General features: G+C 42.7%; 15 protein-coding genes. 7 read left to right on the forward strand and 8 right to left on the reverse strand.

The window, feature by feature from the left end; all coding sequences use genetic code 11:
- Positions 1-63: 63 nt before the first annotated feature.
- Complete coding sequence (locus tag FTU72_RS06945) at positions 64-1,065, reverse strand: OmpA family protein (RefSeq protein WP_179992577.1); 1,002 nt, start codon at positions 1,063-1,065, stop codon at positions 64-66.
- Positions 1,066-1,685: 620 nt separating this feature from the next.
- Here FTU72_RS06945 and FTU72_RS16395 point away from each other — a divergent pair.
- Genes FTU72_RS16395 through FTU72_RS06960 form a run of 4 tightly spaced genes read left to right on the forward strand, consistent with a single transcriptional unit; the run spans position 1,686 to position 5,077 of the window.
- Positions 1,686-1,808, forward strand: a complete 123-nt coding sequence (locus FTU72_RS16395) for a hypothetical protein (RefSeq protein WP_257218449.1) — start codon at positions 1,686-1,688, stop codon at positions 1,806-1,808.
- A complete protein-coding gene (locus tag FTU72_RS06950; protein WP_099339103.1) occupies positions 1,801-2,253 on the forward strand; it encodes a CopG family ribbon-helix-helix protein in 453 nt (150 codons plus the stop codon). Before FTU72_RS16395 ends, FTU72_RS06950 begins: the two co-directional genes overlap by 8 nt.
- Positions 2,250-4,058, forward strand: coding sequence for an allophanate hydrolase (gene atzF / locus FTU72_RS06955; RefSeq protein WP_179992576.1), 1,809 nt, complete (start codon positions 2,250-2,252; stop codon positions 4,056-4,058). The genes FTU72_RS06950 and atzF overlap by 4 nt, the downstream gene beginning before the upstream one ends.
- Positions 4,055-5,077, forward strand: coding sequence for an ABC transporter substrate-binding protein (locus FTU72_RS06960; RefSeq protein ID WP_179992575.1), 1,023 nt, complete (start codon positions 4,055-4,057; stop codon positions 5,075-5,077). The genes atzF and FTU72_RS06960 overlap by 4 nt, the downstream gene beginning before the upstream one ends.
- Positions 5,078-5,362: 285 nt before the next feature.
- Here FTU72_RS06960 and FTU72_RS06965 read toward each other — a convergent pair whose 3' ends face one another.
- The 5 genes from FTU72_RS06965 to FTU72_RS06985 form a co-directional block, all read right to left on the reverse strand.
- Positions 5,363-5,692, reverse strand: a complete 330-nt coding sequence (locus tag FTU72_RS06965) for a multidrug efflux SMR transporter (RefSeq protein ID WP_179992574.1) — start codon at positions 5,690-5,692, stop codon at positions 5,363-5,365.
- An 8-nt stretch (positions 5,693-5,700) separates the two neighbouring features.
- Positions 5,701-6,582, reverse strand: a complete 882-nt coding sequence (locus tag FTU72_RS06970; protein WP_179992573.1) for a hypothetical protein — start codon at positions 6,580-6,582, stop codon at positions 5,701-5,703.
- Positions 6,579-7,586: an isopenicillin N synthase family oxygenase gene (locus FTU72_RS06975; protein WP_179992572.1), complete on the reverse strand. Its 1,008-nt coding sequence runs from the start codon at positions 7,584-7,586 to the stop codon at positions 6,579-6,581. Before FTU72_RS06975 ends, FTU72_RS06970 begins: the two co-directional genes overlap by 4 nt.
- Before the next feature lie 79 nt (positions 7,587-7,665).
- Positions 7,666-8,547 carry an ABC transporter ATP-binding protein gene (locus tag FTU72_RS06980; RefSeq protein ID WP_179992571.1) on the reverse strand — a complete coding sequence of 294 codons (882 nt, stop codon included), beginning with the start codon at positions 8,545-8,547 and terminating at the stop codon, positions 7,666-7,668.
- The gene (locus FTU72_RS06985; protein ID WP_179992570.1) at positions 8,547-9,491 is read right to left on the reverse strand and encodes an ABC transporter permease; all 945 of its coding nucleotides are present in this window, start codon (positions 9,489-9,491) and stop codon (positions 8,547-8,549) included. Before FTU72_RS06985 ends, FTU72_RS06980 begins: the two co-directional genes overlap by 1 nt.
- A gap of 318 nt (positions 9,492-9,809) precedes the next feature.
- Between FTU72_RS06985 and mtlD the strand changes: the two genes are divergently transcribed.
- Positions 9,810-11,936, forward strand: a complete 2,127-nt coding sequence (mtlD, locus tag FTU72_RS06990) for a bifunctional mannitol-1-phosphate dehydrogenase/phosphatase (RefSeq protein ID WP_180052586.1) — start codon at positions 9,810-9,812, stop codon at positions 11,934-11,936.
- A gap of 71 nt (positions 11,937-12,007) precedes the next feature.
- Here the strand turns inward: mtlD and FTU72_RS06995 are convergent, their stop codons facing one another.
- Together FTU72_RS06995 and FTU72_RS07000 are read right to left on the reverse strand one after the other, a co-directional pair.
- The gene (locus FTU72_RS06995) at positions 12,008-13,012 is read right to left on the reverse strand and encodes an ABC transporter substrate-binding protein (RefSeq protein WP_179992568.1); all 1,005 of its coding nucleotides are present in this window, start codon (positions 13,010-13,012) and stop codon (positions 12,008-12,010) included.
- Positions 13,013-13,022: 10 nt separating this feature from the next.
- The gene (locus FTU72_RS07000; protein WP_004785667.1) at positions 13,023-13,601 is read right to left on the reverse strand and encodes an ANTAR domain-containing response regulator; all 579 of its coding nucleotides are present in this window, start codon (positions 13,599-13,601) and stop codon (positions 13,023-13,025) included.
- Between the two features lie 345 nt (positions 13,602-13,946).
- Between FTU72_RS07000 and FTU72_RS07005 the strand changes: the two genes are divergently transcribed.
- The gene (locus FTU72_RS07005) at positions 13,947-14,150 is read left to right on the forward strand and encodes a hypothetical protein (RefSeq protein ID WP_125278494.1); all 204 of its coding nucleotides are present in this window, start codon (positions 13,947-13,949) and stop codon (positions 14,148-14,150) included.
- Between the two features lie 485 nt (positions 14,151-14,635).
- The gene (locus FTU72_RS07010; protein ID WP_179992567.1) at positions 14,636-16,801 is read left to right on the forward strand and encodes a TonB-dependent receptor domain-containing protein; all 2,166 of its coding nucleotides are present in this window, start codon (positions 14,636-14,638) and stop codon (positions 16,799-16,801) included.
- The last annotated feature ends 25 nt before the right edge of the window (positions 16,802-16,826 follow it).

Consider the following 16,826-nt stretch of genomic DNA (forward strand, 5'->3'; position numbering starts at 1 on the left):
GGGGGGTAATTTATCAGTAATGGTACACTTTTAAAACATTTTCAAAGTCTTATAGACTTACTTTTACAGCTTCACCAACTCCACCCGACGATTCTTCGCTTTACCATCTTCATTCGAATTATCTGCAACAGGCTGAGTATTCCCGAAACCTTTGGCAGTTAAACGACTGCCTTCAATACCTGCTTTGGTCAGGGCAGTAACCACACTTTGCGCACGCTGATCAGACAGCTCTAAGTTATAAGCTGCATCACCGGTATTGTCGGTATGACCATAAATGCCCAGTTTTAAATCCGGGTTGTCATTTAATAAGGCAACCATCTGCTCAATTTGCGCTTGTGAGTCCGGCAAAATCTCGGCTTTATCGGTTGCAAAGTTAATCTGTACGCTGACTTTATCGTCCTGATCAAGACTTTGTTTTAGTGCACTTGAAGTCAGGGCTTTGGCAGTCACATTTAAAGATTTAGATTCAGCCACCATCAGCGAAATATAATTACCAGATTGGGTTAGCTGGAACCATGCAGTCTTATCTTCCTGACGAACCACATAAGTCTTGGTCGGGTAGTTAAAAATATCCCCCAGACCCGCATAATATTGCACCTGAAAATCCTTCGGAATTTTTTCGATGATGTCTTTTGGAATCTGGCTATTGGCAATTTCCACACCGCCCAAATCCTTGATCACACTCTCCAGATTACGCTGAATTTCTAAAAAATTGCCTTCTTTATATTCCGGTTTCGAGGTAATGCCTGAACTGAATAATTGTCCTTCGATCCATTCCAGTTGCTGTCCTGTCCAGAATGGAACACGCTCAAAATTGCGCTGCTCGGTATTTTGATAGATATAACCATCTGGCAGGGCAATATAAGGAAAGTCACCGAGTGTCGCTGTGCTGAGTGGTATTTTACTGATGTCAAAAGCTTGTGTCTGTGCCGTTTCGGCAGCTTGCGTGGTATCTTCCTGCTGGATTTCGGTTTTGGAGGTTTCTGCTTGCTCGGTTTTGCTACATGCCGCAAAAATAAAAGGCGTACAAAGAATGGCAGTACGAAGGAGAGTGGAAGTCTTCATTAAATTTCCTTATTGTTCGGGCATTTTTATGGAATTTATTGTATAGAAATTCACCTGTAGTGCAAATTTTAATCGAAACCTAAATCTGAGCGGCTTTAGTATTCATAATTAAAGCTAGAGAAGAGTAATTGGTGAAGATTCCATTATCAAAAACTGTACCATAAAACCCCATTTTGATATCGTTTTGGTGCAAGTTTGATCACTCTTGGCGCATAAATATTTTAGACACATTTTGTAGCATTTATTAAGTTTCAACTAACTGTTTTAAATCAATTTTTTAATAATAAAAAACTCTTTATATTTGGCATATTTTCTGCTTTTATTTATATACCGAATTAAAAGAGGAGAGCATATTACTTGAAGAACCAGACGCAATTCTCGATCAATCCATCATGTCTAAAAATAATTACAGTACATGATTAATTTAACGGCCTCTTGGTGAATTAATTCACTCATTTTGATTCCAAAAAAGCCCCATAACCGTTGATGGGGCTTTTTTTAAACTGAATTTCAGTCTTTTCTGCTCGTAATTAGTAAATTTCCTCATCTAAAACTGGCACGCTTTCTGCATTTCCTTAAGTAATACGAAATTCACATTCAGTAATACCAAGGAGATGCGCATGAATAATCAAAGCAAAAAAGCCAAGCTGCATCCATTTGCCCAATTTTTAATTGAACTGCTCAGCGTTCGCGCCGGGCTTTATGTCAAACAGGATTCACTCAAGGAAAACAGACGTGTCTAAACCGAAATTGGCACGAATCAGTATCACCGTGCCGGAAACCACATTACAGGCCATGGATCAGAAAATTGTCGAGCAGCATTATGAAAGCCGCTCGCAGGCCATTGTCGACATGATTAACCGCCACCTGATTGATGAACTGGTTTCTCGTGATGAAGTCATGGTCGGTACGCTGACGCTGGTCTATGACGTCAGCCTGAAACCGTTACGTTCCCAATTGGTCGATTTGCAACAGCAATATCTGGAACAGGTGATCAGCTCGCTGCATATCCAGCTGGATGATCAGAAAGTCCTGCAAGTGATGCTGATGCAGGGTGTAAGCAGTGATTTAAAAGAAATTAGCGAACAATTTATTGCATTAAAAGGGGTGCTCAAAGGACACCTGGAACTGATGGATGCCGTGATGCCTCCCATTCCCCAAAATACCAATAAAGGAGTATTGTCATGAATACTTTATGGACAATTCAAGACTGGCAGAACGCCTACCAACAGCAGCAGATTCAGTTACAGGACCTGATCGATTATGTTGCATCATTTCAAAATGATGATCATGCCTGGATTTCAATTGCATCTGCAGAACAATTACAAGCACAAATTGATGCCTTAACAGGAAAATCACTAGCCGAATTGCCACTCTACGGCATTCCATTCGCAGTCAAAGACAATATTGATGTTGCCGGTTTTTATACCACCGCAGCCTGCAAAGAAGCTTCTTATCTGGCGACCAGCGATGCCACAGTCGTAGCTAAATTAAAAGCAGCAGGGGCTATTGTGGTGGGTAAAACCAACCTGGACCAGTTTGCAACTGGCTTAGTTGGTGTACGTTCACCCTACGGCGCAGTGAAAAACAGCTTTAATCCGGAATATATCAGCGGCGGTTCAAGCTCTGGTTCATCGGTCGCGGTGGCGAATGGTCAGGTGCCTTTTAGTTTAGGTACCGATACGGCGGGTTCAGGTCGTGTACCGGCAGGACATAACAATATTGTCGGCTTGAAACCCACCAAAGGCTGGTTCTCCACTACAGGTCTGGTACCCGCGTGCCGCACTATTGATGTAATTTCAATTTTTGCCCTGACTGTAGATGATGCATGGCAAGTCGCACAAATTATGCAAGGCTATGACGCAAGCGATGAATATTCCCGCCAGCATCCAGCCAATGTGCCAACCCAATTTTCCAAAGGCAAAATCGCGATTCCAGCACAACTGGAATTCTATGGCGATGCCGAAACTGATAAAGCCTTTGAATTGGCAATTGCTCGTGTAAAACAGCTTGGTTATGCAGTTGAAGCGATTGATTTCAGCATTTTCAACCAGTTGGCATCCGCACTTTATAACAAGGCTTGGGTGGCTGAACGGACCAATGCTGTTGAAAAACTGGTTTCTCGTGATGTAACGCATCCGGTGATTAACCAGATCATCAGTCAGGCAGATAACTTTAATGCCGTGGATATGATGCAGGCGGAATATGAAAGAGCGCAATTGGCTCGTCAGATCAATCTGGCGCTGGCGGATTTTGATGCCTTGATGGTGCCAACGGCGCCAACCATCTACAAGATTGCCGATGTAGAAGCTGATCCGTTGGTGAAAAACAGCCATATGGGCGCTTATACCAACTTCGTGAATTTTGCGGATTTATCGGCTTTGGCACTGCCTAATACAATTCGCGCTGATGGTTTGCCAAGTGGGGTGACCTTCATTGCACCCGCCTGGATGGATCAGGCCTTGGCAAACTTTGGCCAGACTTGGCAGCAGGCAACGGCTTTAACACTAGGAACATCTGAAAAAACTTATGAACCAATAGGCCAGATTCAGTCACAGCATGCAGTAAAACTGGCTGTTGTCGGTGCACATCTGACTGATATGCCGTTGAACTTCCAGCTCACCACACGTGGTGGCACGCTAGTGCAAAAAACCAAAACCGCAGCCAACTACAAACTGTTCGCACTGAAAAATACCACACCACCGAAACCGGGCTTGCAGTACTACAGCAAAGGTCAGGAGATCGAAGTGGAAGTTTGGGATATTTCATTCGCCAACTTTGGTCAGATCGTGGCAGAAGTTCCGGCACCGCTGGGCATTGGCAATGTACAGCTGGCAGATGGCAGCTGGGTTAAAGGTTTTATCTGCGAAGGCTATGCGCTGGAAGATGCAACTGAGATCAGTCATTTCGGCGGCTGGCGTGAATTTATCAAATCAAAACAACTTTCAAATACGCGTTTTAAATGTAATTGCATAGGGGAAATCGCACAATGATCAAAAAAGCTACTCTGGCAGCATCGGTTTGCGGTGCCATTTTATTCAGTGGTTGTGACAATACGGCGAAAGTTCCAGAATCCTCTGGTCAGGCCAAAGGCAATGTAAATACTCAGCCGATTCGTATCGGCTATAGCGACTGGCCAGGTTGGGTGGCTTGGCAAGTGGCGATTGAAAAAGGCTGGTTAAAAGAAGCAGGTGTGAATGCAGATTTTAAATGGTTTGACTATTCTGCTTCATTGTCTGCCTTTGCAGCAAATCAGCTGGATGCAGTCATGGTAACCAATGGTGATAATCTGGTGACTGGCTCTGGTGGTACCAAAGGCGTGATGATACTGGCAACGGATTATTCAGCCGGAAATGACGTGATCATTGCCAAGAATGGAATCAACTCGATTCAGGATTTACGCGGTAAAACTGTTGCCACTGAAAAAGGTCTGGTCGATCACTTGCTGCTATCGACTGCTCTGGATGATGCAAAGGTTAAACTGAATGAAGTGAAACTGGTCAATACCATGACCAATGAACTGCCACAGGTCTTTGCAACAGCGGATATTGATGCGATTGCGGTATGGCAGCCAGTCGCGAATCAGGCCTTATCTGCGGTTGCTGGTTCAAAAATTATTTTCAGCTCTAAAGATAAAGCTGGTCTGATTTACGACACCTTGACCGTGAATCCTGCGCATCTGGAAGCCAATAAAGAGCAATGGAAAAAGGTCATTCAAGTTTGGGATAAAACTGTTAAATATATCAATGACCCGGCAACACGTGCAGATGCTGTAGAAATCATGTCGAAACGTGTCGGTGTTGATGCTAAAGCCTATATGCAGTTTGTAGATGGTACCCATTTGCTGGATCTGGAAGCGAACAAAAAAGTCTTTACCAAAGGTGAGGGTTTCGATTCGATCTATGGTTCAAGCTATCACGTCAACAAGTTTAACGTCACTAATGGCATTTATAGCACTGAAATGAATGTGGATAGTGTGATTGTTCCAACGCTGGTACAAGAGCTGAAATAAGTCGAAATCCAAACAATAAAAAATCCCCAGTTTCGGGGATTTTTTATTGTTAGATGTGTAAATATCTTTTATAAATCGAAAAATGATCATTAATATTCAAATTTAATGGATATTGAAAGTTTCTTCTCCCTCTGGGATGAGAAGCATAGCTTTGCAAGAGGATGAGGGTATTTATTAGAGAGAACCTCTCCCTGAGGAGCATGCTCCGCAAGTCTCCTACAAGGAGAGGGAATTTACTTCTTAGTAATTAAAAAATGACTGATGAAAAACACTAATATTAAGAAATTAAAGTTCAATACTTTTGGAAAAGACATTAATAAAAATAATTCCCACAATCATGAATGACAGACCAATCAGTGCCGGAATATCCAGATGCTGCTTGAACACCAGCAGTCCCACTGTAGAAATCAGGATAATACCTGCACCGGACCAGATGGCATAAGCAATGCCCATTGGGATGGTTTTCATGGCCATGGAAAGAAAGAAAATGGCAATCGCATAGCCAACAAATGTGGTGATTGAAGGCCAGAGTACGCTAAAGCCATTGGAGGCCTTTAGTGCAGAAGTCGCGATGACTTCTGCAATAATAGCAACGGATAGATATAAAAAAGCCATATTCCTCCTTATAACACCCGTTCTGCATGATGCAGCAGGTGATTCTGTTCCGCGCTCATCCACTGTGCTGCTTCTGCAGTCGTGCTAGTCCTGTGCTGAAACTCATATTCAGGTTGGTAGATATCAATCTTAAAAATCAGGTCAATTGCACGACCATCCAGAACCACATGCTGGACCAGACGGGTTGCATCCAGAATTTCAAAATTGTCCAGATCAAAGGCGTTGCCTGTTTCACCGGTACGGGTGCTGTAGGTTTTACTTAAACCTTGGGTGCCAATAGAGACTTCAAAGCTTTGTAATAGATCAAATGAAGTAGTATCGGCTGACTTGATATCTAGTTCTGCAACTTGAGATTGCACCTCTGGCAAGCGGGTCAGGGCATAGGCTATATGATCATCACAGATGATCAGACCGCCATCCATTTGCAGCTTTGCACCTGATTGGACATCTACCGCAGATTCTAGACGTAGGCCTAAGAACAGACCTTTCTTCACTTGCTGACGCCAGTCTTCGACATAGACGTTGCTGGGTAAAAATTCCAGAATACAGTTCCCGATCGCATGTAGTTTGGCCGGTTCAGGCCACTGCACATGATTTTGATAATTGGCGTAGTCTTCAACTTCCCATGACAAGAGCTGCGTTGCATCATCCCATACCGTATTGCCAATCCAGCCCTGACGTTCTGTCACTGGTGTGTCATTCTGACTTTTCAGGCGTAGATCAATAGTAAAGCTGCGTGACTGGAACCAGTACACAATGGTGTTTTGATCGGTCAGGCCATTAAAGAAACTGATGCTTTTCCTGCGAAATGCCCCATATAAAAAGCTCGGAACTACTTCAGGTTGAGTAGTTGTTGGCGTTAATTTTTTTATGGCTTCTAATAGGTTCATGATGCTGCCTCCGATTTTTCATTTAAACCAAAGGAAGACAGTGGAACGGCATTTTTTAGAACCAGCTCACCATTGGCAATTCGCTGTTTTAAATACTGGAACGTTTGTGCGGTCTGATTAAACAGGTGTTCACCACCAATCAAAGGCTTATATTTGGAATCATCAGTTTTTACCACCGGTTCAATCACCGTGTCATAGTTACAGGCACAGAACAGCGGGAAGGAATAACGTTCTTCAGAGACTTTTTTTACGCGGTGTTTGGTTGCCAGGTATTTGCCATTGGACAGGATTTCCATCATGTCTCCAATGTTCATCACCAACGTATTTTCAATCAATGGAATATCAATCCATTCGCCAGCTTTGTTCAGCACCTGCAAACCTGGCGCAGTTGGTAATAGCAGGGTAAAGCATTCATAGTCGGTATGTGCTCCGATGCCTTCGGCATCTTTGATATCCGGATTGTACGGATAATGAATCAGGCGCAATTGACTTGGCGCATCATTAATTTTATCGGCAAAGAAATCTTCTTTGACACCAAGAGCCAGGGCAAAAGCAGAAAAAATTTGTTCGCTAATGGTGCGCAAGTGACCGTAATATTGGCTGACAATGGCTTTAAAATTTGGATAATCAGGCCATAAGGTTGGGCCAAGTAATGGGCAGTCTGTTCTAGAACCCTGATAGTCATAATTCACATCGTAGGCTTCTTTGAGGTCATAACTGTTGCCTGCGAACTGTTCTTCACCAATTGGCACATAACCGCTATGGTTACTGGATTTGCCAATATAGTGCTGCATTTTTGTGTCCAGATCCTGCTCAAAATAGGATTTAGCCAGTTCAACCAGTGACGTGGCATAATCAAAATTAAACTGATCTCCTTTAAGATAAAGGAATCCGACATCTTTACAGGCCTGGTCTAAAGCTGCCGCAACTTCAAGACGATCGGCCAGATGTGGACTTTGCATTTTAGAAATATCGACGAGTGGGAGTACGTATTGGTCTTGCATTGCAATCACCTTATTGTTGGTCGTCCAACACAGCGACTAAAACCTTTGGGTCGTCCCAAAGGCTCTTTTTTTAAATGGATTATTTGCTCGTGCTGACTTTGGTCAAGCGTGGAATTTCTGGAAGATCGGCTAGTGCAGGATCCAGCTCATCCTCCTGTGCATGTACTAGATGATTGACGTGCTCGCGAAGCTGTTTAAATTCCGGAGTCAGCATCAGATCCGGATGGCGTGGACGAGGAAGATTGACCTCAATAATTTCCTTGATTTCACCTGGATTGGCTTTCAGCGCCACAATCCGGTCTGCCAGCAAGATCGCTTCATCCATATCGTGGGTCACGAAAATGATGGTAATGTCGATGTTTTTCCACAAATCCATCAGATGACGCTGCATTTTTTGGCGCGTATGCGGGTCTAGTGCACCAAAAGGTTCATCCATCAGCAATACTTTAGGTTCATTGACCAAGGCGCGGGCAATCGCCACACGTTGTTTCATTCCGCCTGAAAGTTGATGCGGATACTGATCCTGATATTTTTCCAGACCAATGATATTGATCCATTCACGTGCCTGCGCTTCAGCAGAAGCATTACTTTGGCCTTTCATTTTCGGGCCAAACATAATGTTTTCTTTCACGGTCTTCCATGGGAACAGGGTATACCCCTGAAACACCATGCCGCGTTCTGGGCTTGGGCCAGTAATCGGCTTGCCATCCACCAGAATTTCACCGCTGGTATAAGGATCTAGCCCAGCTACCACACGGCTAAAAGTCGATTTACCGCAACCTGATGGACCAATCACACAGATAAACTCACGTTTATGAATTTTCAGGTCAATGCCATTTAAAATGGTGCGTTCAGTTTTGCCATGCTTGAAGGATTGAGTGAGCTGTTTGGCTTCCAGGATGACTGGACGGCTATAAATCTTGTCAAAATATTCGTGGGTATTAAATTCAGTGTTTTGCATCAGTTTGCTCCCGGTTTCCATTTAAATAAGCGTTGTCCCAATTTCATTAAAATCACGTCACAGAGCAGACCAATTACCCCAATGATCAGGATCGCTGCAAAGACATTGTCAAAATTCTGATAACGGGCCTGCTGGGTAATAAACCAGGTAATACCAGACGTACTACCGATCAATTCAGCCACGATCAGGTACGTCCATGCCCAGCCGAGCAGTACGCGTAAGTTACGATAAATTTCAGGAAGGGCCGCTGGAATGACCACATGAAACAGGCTTTTTAATTTATTGGTACCCAAAGTAAAACCGGCTTCAATCAGACTGCGATCTACCAGTCGTGTGGTATTGGCAATAATCAGGATTTGCTGGAACAGGGTTCCAATCACAATGATGGCTACTTTTGGTGCATCGTTGATGCCTAAAATAGCAACCGCAAGCGCACCAAAGGCTGGAGCTGGCAAATAGCGGAAAAACTCAACAAATGGCTCGGTCAGTTGGGAAATTTTGTTAGAGAAGCCACATAAAATACCGAGTGGAATACCAATCAGGGAAGATATTAAGAAGGCAGTAAACACTAACTTGATACTGTGCCACAGGCTTTCATGAAACCATGGAGCATTGGCTTGAGCAGGTTCTGTGGTAAATGCAGTGACCAATGCGATCGCCACTTCATGCGGGGCAGGCAGATAGATCGGATTGACCAGAATACCTTGGGGCGGCGCCAGACCTTGATCCACTGCGGATTGCGCAGCAGAGAAAAAGATATCCTTATCAATACGACTACCGACTTGTAAATAGCTAACGCTGCCTGAATCGGCAATCTGGACTTGTGGATGCCAGATAAATGGCAAATAACTGACTGCACACCAAATCAAGATCGGTATTAAAAAAGAGCCCAAGCCAAACAGTATTTTATTTCTTTGACTGAGTTCACGTGCAACGTAACTCATAGTGTTGCCCCTCAATATTACAATTTTTATAAAACGTAATACTGATCAAGCAAAATGGATGCCATGATAAGCAGAAACATTTAAAATGATAAAATAACCTGATATTTCAAAAGAAAAATTTAAACTGAGGGGCAAGATTAATAACTTACTTAAGTTAACAGTTTGATTACATCCAGAAACATAAATAATCTTATTTTAGTCTTTATTGATCAATTTATAGTCAGAACTATTTCATATCTTTACATCGGTTTATTTAATCTCTTATTTTCCTTAAGGTATTGTCCACTTCTTAACTCATTGAATTATAAAAGGGGAGCAATGCTAGAATTTAAAAATCAAATCGTACACGGCGCAATTTTCGATATGGATGGAACCATGTTTGATACTGAACGTTTGCGCTTTCAAACCTTGCAACAAGCTTCGCGTGAGCTGATCGGCGTCGAATTTTCTGAAAACTATTTAATGCAGTGTTTGGGCTTAAGTGCCCGTAGTGCCGAGCAGCTGGCCAAAGAGCGTTATGGACAAGATGTTCCTTATGCCGAGATCCGCCAGCGTGCTGATGTACTGGAACTAGAACATGTACTCAATTATGGTGTTCCAATTAAAAAAGGTTTATTACAAGTACTGGAACGCCTACGCAAGGCAGGCCTGAAAATGGCTGTGGCGACTTCGAGCCGACGTGCGATCGCAGAAGAATATCTGATCAATGCCAATGTCTATAAATTTTTTGATGTACTGGTGTGTGGCGATGAGATTAAACAGGGGAAACCTCATCCAGAAATTTTTATCAGTGCAGCCGAAAAAATCAATTTAAGTCCGGCTCAATGCCTGATGTTTGAAGATTCTGAAAATGGTCTACGATCTGCCTATGATGCAGGCGGTATGACGGTACTTTTTAAAGATATTAAAACGCCGAATAAATCGATGCTGGCACAAGCCCAGTATTATTATGAAACGATGGAAGATTTTCTGACAGATCTGAACCAGTTTGTTCCGGTTCTGGAAATGCCAGAACTTGAGACTGCATTTCCGCAAACGCTGAATCAGTTAACAGTTGGGATTCACGGCTTCGGTGCAATTGGTGGTGGTTATCTGGCTCAGGTGTTATCACACTGGGATGGTTATACGCGTCCACGCAAAATTATTGCCTCGACCCGTAATCCACTCTATCAGTCTGCCGTTAATGCGTTTGGCACCTATTGCATTCGTTATGGTCAGAACTCTTTTGACCAGCGTATTGAAAATATGAGCGTGATTGATGCATATGATCTGAAGCAAATGCAGAATATGTATATTGAATCCAGTCTGGTGGCAGTCTGTGTCCCTGAGGAAGCTCTGGTTTCTGAAGCAGAGGTGATTGCACAGGGTTTATATGCGCGATACTTGGCTTATGAGCAGCAGGAACAGCCGCTGACGCTGTTAATTATCCTGAATAAAATCGGGGCCAAACAGCTGGTGATGCAGCAGATTCTGAGCCGTCTGAAACAGATTACGGATGAACAGACAGCGCAGCACATTATGGATCAGCATTATTTCTGTGACACAGTGGTGAACCGTATGGTGTCCAAGCTGTCAGACCAGAAACTGTATCGTCAGCTGCGTATCAAATACAACATGTTCAAGCAGTATCAGCTGGATGAAGATCTGTCTGTAGTGGATCTGGATGATTCTACAGCCCTGAATGCAGAGCAGGAACATCAGGCGGGCTTATATATTGAAGACCTGCGCCGTAATTTTCAGCCAAGTCATATTCTACAGTCAATGGATCTGATTCTGTTTAATGCCGAAACGGATATGCCAATCTATGTGGAAAATAACAGTCCATTATTGGCTAAAATGCGCCAGATGATTCTGGTAGATGATATTGCCAATATCCAGCTGATTAAAAACCGCTTATGGAATGGTGTGCATGCGATGATGGCCTGGTATGCCAGCCTGCGCGGTCATCAGACCATTGGCGTGGCCATGTCAGATCATGCGGTCAGAAAATTCATGCAGCAGGCCTTAGCGCAGGTGAAGCATGGTCTCTGTTACCAGATTCCTAAGCATGCTTCAGATCTGGAACATCTGGCACAAAGTTTTACTGAATCCTGTGCCTATGCTTATCAGGACCCATGTGCACGTGTAGGGCGTGAACCCTTAAGAAAGCTGAAACACAATGAACGGGTTATGGGTTCATTATCGACCTTGCTTAAATATAGTTTACCGTTTGATGTGGTTTTAAAAGGCGCAGTGTTAGGTTATATCTATGCTCTGGAACAGGGTGAATGCGAGCAGCAGGAACTGTTGATGCATTTACAAATCCAGTTAAGACATATGGCATTAGAGCCGCAACTATATGAGACCTTGTATGATGAAATGTCACAATTCATCAATCAGATGATTGCTGGAAAATTGTCCTTGCAAAAATTCATGCAACTGGATTTGCAGCAAGCGCTCAGCTAAATATCAGCAGTAAATAAAAAGACCCAGAACGATTCTGGGTCTTTTTTTATGGAAGTTTATAAATTTATAATTTATACAGTCGTGGATTCTTGCTGATAAATACAGGATTGTGCAATCTGTAGCTGATCATCTGCGGACAGATCAATATTTTCCCATTTTTCCATCTGCTCTAATAGCCAGATAAAATCGGTGAATTGAGGCTCAACACTTTCACCTGCAAGGTTACGAATAATATTCTGAATCTTATGGAAGTCATAAACGTGTCGAGAAGCTGAACATTCAAACTGGATAATCTGATAATCCATCAGCATGTCCCAGACTTCAGAAAGATCCGTAGCATGCTTTAAATCCATCTGGGCTTTATTTACAGCTGCGACTAAGGCCTCTACAGTCAGTGGATGCAACTCGCCCCATTCCTGAGTTATTGCTAGTACTTTATCTGCCACTTTAGGAATCACATTTTGGCTTGCTGCGACAATCAGGCTATAACCTTCAAGCTTGGCCTGAATATTCCAAGGTTCACCCACACAAAAACCATCAAAAATCTGTGCTGCAATCCCTTTGACCATCAAAGGGGGAGGTGAGGTCTTGAGCAATATATTTTTAGCATATTGCGCATCAGTTAAAGCCAGCCATTCTCTTAAACAGTAATGATGAATGGAGTATTTATAAACATGAGCCAGACCTACTTTATGTTGCTGCTTTAAGGCACTGACCAGCTTTTGTGACGTGATCTGTTCATTATCTTCAGGCTGAATGCCCAGTTCATAACACAAATCCTGTCTTAAGCTGATAAATGCCTGATTGATACTGAGGACTAATGGGGTCTGCAAAGCGACTTGTAACTGGTCTGCGCCCAAAGCAGCCGCGGGAAGCATGGCAGACAGGCAATGGGCAGCATCCAGAAAGCCATAGGCCAGACGGTCGCGTAAGCTGGACCAGGAGGCTTCACGGATCAGGTTTACCTTTAAACCCTGTTCAGTAAAATAACCTTGTCGCTCCGCCCAAAGAATGGCAACACAATCAAGCAGTGGAATATAGCCAATATTGAGTTCTGTTTTTTCTAATGTTGTCATTGAATGCTCCTTATTGGCCGGATAACAGTTTTTGTGCATCAAGTAAGCGCCTTGCCATATCGCCAATGGTAATCCGGTGACTCATGGCATTTTTGCGCAACAGGGCAAATGCTTCTTCTTCGCTCAGTCCATGCAGCTGGATCAGCAGGACTTTGGCTTTATCAATATCCCTGCGATCACTTAATTTTTCCTGAGTTTCCTTCAGGTCATGTAACAGTTTTTTATGTTTCTGGAATTGTTCAATCGATATTTCCAGAATATTTTCCAGTTTGGTTGGATCAATCCCGTCCACAATATATGCCGTGACTCCGGCATCAATGGCATTTCTGATGGTGTCCTTGTTGGAATTTTGGGTAAATAGAACCGTAGGTAATTCATACTGACTCACGCAGCTTTCGATAATATCGCGATGAGGATGATCCATATTTAACAGAATGACATCGGCATGCAGGCTTTTGATATCAACAATGTTGAGGTCATTCAGAATGACACAGGCCACCACATGAAAATCATGCGCAAGTAAAGAAGCCTGAATAAATTCAGCGCGTTCTGGATCATCATCAATCAGGGCAATTCGTAATTTAGACATGCAAGATTTTTAACTAGTACATCGGGGAATATCTATGAGGACTTATGCAAAAAACATACCATGCAATTTGGTGCAAAAAATCAGGAGATCAGGTTAAAAGTGTCATAAAAATAGTGTATAGAGTCTGATGAGACTAAATTACTCTGACTAAAATGAGGCGTAACCAAAATAATCGCACTAAAATAAGGAATTTTAAGACAATAAAGAATATAAAATTTATCGCTTAGATCAATTTTAATTTCATCAAGATGATCGGGAAAAATAAAAAAATCAAATATAGATAAAAATATTGGAATAATAATTGCTTATTTTTAATCCACTATAAAATAAAAAGGTGGAATAGACATGAAATTACAACTTATACCATCCCTGCTAGTAGTAATGAGCAGTCTTTTGATGGCGGGTAATGTGATGGCAGAAGATGGCGGTTTACGTTTTACCGAGAAAACTCTGGCCAAAGTGGCAGAAATGAAAACCAAGAAAAAATCAGCTGAAACCCAGCAAGCTGTACCATTACAAGCACAAGTAATCGAAAATGCCTCTAAATAAAATAATAGCCAGAATACATGAAGAAACTCTCCAGCAGGAGGGTTTCTTTTTTGGGCTGAAATCTATAAGCCATAGTTCAAAAAATAAGAATTCTATTTTCTAGTTATGACTAAGATTTTGGTCTAGAAACCTGTCTATTAAACTGATCTTGATGAATCAGAATATTGTTTATATCTTCAAAATTTTTAATTTAAATCACTTTTTGCCAACTCGAATTAGATGGTTACAAGAAAAAAATACATATCTATAAATTACAAATACTTAATAAATTAGATGTCAGAACTTGTATGAATCTGTCTGTGATCTTGTAAAGTACTGACAGATTTTTTGTATAGAAAAAATTAAAAATATTGCCGCACCAGTCAGATATTTTGGCAGAAAATATCTGCTTAATTTTGCATGCTTCATTTATGCTACAGCTTAAATTTTTAAGCCAAGTCCTAAAGCAGATCAGGATCACTTATACAGGATTGTATAAATTCGCCATGAATATGACAAAAATCCCTCTCAAGAAAAATCCGCTTAGCCTGATGATACTGTCGGCATTTTCAGGCCATCTTTATGCTGAAACTACGCTAGCACAGGATAGTGTTCAGCAACTGGAAACTATTGTGGTGACCACTGAGCAAAATACAAATTCCCAGCAACAGACTGCGGCCGAACTTGCCAGCGTTTCGGGAGGAACCAATTTTATTTCAGATCAGCAGCTCGAACATCAGCGTCTGGGAACCATTGCTGACGTCTTCCGTCTCCAGCCCGGCATTTATGCCCAATCGCCGGGCAATGAAGGAGCCAAAATTTCTATCCGTGGTTCTGGCATTAACCGTACTTCTGGTGCACATGCATCCGGAACTTATGTCATGATCGATGATATTCCCTTTACCGGACCGGGTGGTACAGCTTATGAACTGCTTGAACCATGGTGGATTGATCATGTTGAGGTGTACCGTGGTGCCAATGGTTTAAAACAGGGCGGATTATCCTTAGGTGGAACAGTTAATTATAAAAGTAAGACTGGTGCAGAGCAGAATGGCTCTGAATTAAAATATGAAACGGGTAGCCATGGCTATCAGAAATACCAGTTTAGTACTGGCCGACAACTCGATAAGTTAGATTATTATCTGACAGTAACGGGTTCACAGTTTGATGGGATTCAGGATCATGCCGAAGGTGATGGTAAAGGTCTAGCTTTTAATCTGGGTTATCAGATCAGTCCAGATATTGAGACCCGCTTTTATGCCCGTTACCGTGAAAGCAAACATTTAACGCCAGGGCGCATTACCCAGGAACAGCTCAAGAATAATCCTGAAGCAGCCAATGATTTTAATCTGGCTGTAGATGCCAAGCGGATTCAACCGGGCAGTACCTGGCTGGCAAATACTACCACTTGGAACTTGCAGGATGATGCCAAACTGACCGGTAGTCTGGCTTATCACCATTATCCATTGGATCTACGTGAAAGTAGTTATCGTACCAATGTCGATTATGAGGATATTAGTGCGCGGGTTCAGTATGAGAAACCTTATCAGTTATTCGGTCTTGAACATCAAGGAAAAGTTGCTTTTCGAAGTACCACGCACCGTCCGAATAGTGGTGTAACCGAAACAATTCGACGCGATACTACAATTGATGGCACGCTTTATCCGGCAGATACCGTAACACGCCGTTATACCTATCGTGGTTCAGACAATGTGCTGCAATTTGATCAGGAAACTCAGTTGAATGATCAGTTTAAGCTTGATCTAGGATTGGCAGCAGCCTATACCCACCGTGAGAGTGAAGTGACTTATCCTGTGGCTAGTCCTGAAGTTAGCCGCTATGAATGGAATTTCGCCCCGCGTATTGGCCTGACTTATCAGCCAAATGAAACACTACAATGGTTTGCCAATTTAAGCCGTAGTATTGAACCGGCACATCCATGGGCGATGGCATGGTCTTCGCCATACTATTTTGACACTGGTGTCGCTTCAGGGCGGGTACGTGAACCTATTTATCTGGACACGCAAACTGCAAATACTTTAGAACTGGGTGGCCGGGGTCAGTCAGCCTGGGGTGATTGGGCACTGAGCTACTATTATTCCAAAGTTAAAAACGAGTTATTAACCTCAGAGTTGATCAAAACCTATGAGGATGGATCGGAACGACCTTCTGAACCAATTGCTGTAGAATCCAATGCAACTCCCACCCTTCATCAAGGTGTAGAACTCAGTCTGGATACACCATTGTATGCATCACAGCAGGGTGAACTTCGCCTACGACAGGCTTATACCTTGAGTGATTTCCAGTATAAAAACGATCCTTTATTTGGCAAAAACCAGTTACCGGGAATTCCAAAACACCTTTATCAGGCACAGCTCAGTTATGCCTTGAATAACGGTCTTTATGTGGGTCTAAATACAGAATATGCATCGAAGATGGCACATGATTATGCCAATAGCCGCTTCAGTGATGACTATCAGATTTGGGGTATTGATCTGGGATATGCGCCAGAAGATCAGTCATGGAGTGCCTGGGTTAACTTCAAGAACATCACCGATGAAAAATATGCAGCAGTGGTAATTCCAGGCTATGACGACAAAGGTGCAGATCTAGCACGATCTTCACCGGGTGAAGGCTTCTCGACTTATGCAGGCGTGTCGTTTAAATTTTAAAATCATCACTTCATAAAAAAGCGGG

It is taken from the genome of Acinetobacter sp. YH12137, from assembly GCF_013418535.1.
In the GTDB taxonomy this organism is placed as follows: Bacteria; Pseudomonadota; Gammaproteobacteria; order Pseudomonadales; family Moraxellaceae; genus Acinetobacter.

Coding starts and splice junctions, on each gene's coding strand:
- FTU72_RS06985 (WP_179992570.1), bottom strand. CDS start 9,491: ATGAGTTACGTTGCACGTGAACTCAGTCAAAGAAATAAAATACTGTTT.
- FTU72_RS06945 (WP_179992577.1), bottom strand. CDS start 1,065: ATGAAGACTTCCACTCTCCTTCGTACTGCCATTCTTTGTACGCCTTTT.
- FTU72_RS06965 (WP_179992574.1), bottom strand. CDS start 5,692: ATGGCTTTTTTATATCTATCCGTTGCTATTATTGCAGAAGTCATCGCG.
- mtlD (WP_180052586.1), top strand. CDS start 9,810: ATGCTAGAATTTAAAAATCAAATCGTACACGGCGCAATTTTCGATATG.
- FTU72_RS06980 (WP_179992571.1), bottom strand. CDS start 8,547: ATGCAAAACACTGAATTTAATACCCACGAATATTTTGACAAGATTTAT.
- FTU72_RS06970 (WP_179992573.1), bottom strand. CDS start 6,582: ATGAACCTATTAGAAGCCATAAAAAAATTAACGCCAACAACTACTCAA.
- atzF (WP_179992576.1), top strand. CDS start 2,250: ATGAATACTTTATGGACAATTCAAGACTGGCAGAACGCCTACCAACAG.
- FTU72_RS06995 (WP_179992568.1), bottom strand. CDS start 13,012: ATGACAACATTAGAAAAAACAGAACTCAATATTGGCTATATTCCACTG.
- FTU72_RS07000 (WP_004785667.1), bottom strand. CDS start 13,601: ATGTCTAAATTACGAATTGCCCTGATTGATGATGATCCAGAACGCGCT.
- FTU72_RS16395 (WP_257218449.1), top strand. CDS start 1,686: ATGAATAATCAAAGCAAAAAAGCCAAGCTGCATCCATTTGCCCAATTT.
- FTU72_RS07005 (WP_125278494.1), top strand. CDS start 13,947: ATGAAATTACAACTTATACCATCCCTGCTAGTAGTAATGAGCAGTCTT.
- FTU72_RS07010 (WP_179992567.1), top strand. CDS start 14,636: ATGAATATGACAAAAATCCCTCTCAAGAAAAATCCGCTTAGCCTGATG.
- FTU72_RS06960 (WP_179992575.1), top strand. CDS start 4,055: ATGATCAAAAAAGCTACTCTGGCAGCATCGGTTTGCGGTGCCATTTTA.
- FTU72_RS06975 (WP_179992572.1), bottom strand. CDS start 7,586: ATGCAAGACCAATACGTACTCCCACTCGTCGATATTTCTAAAATGCAA.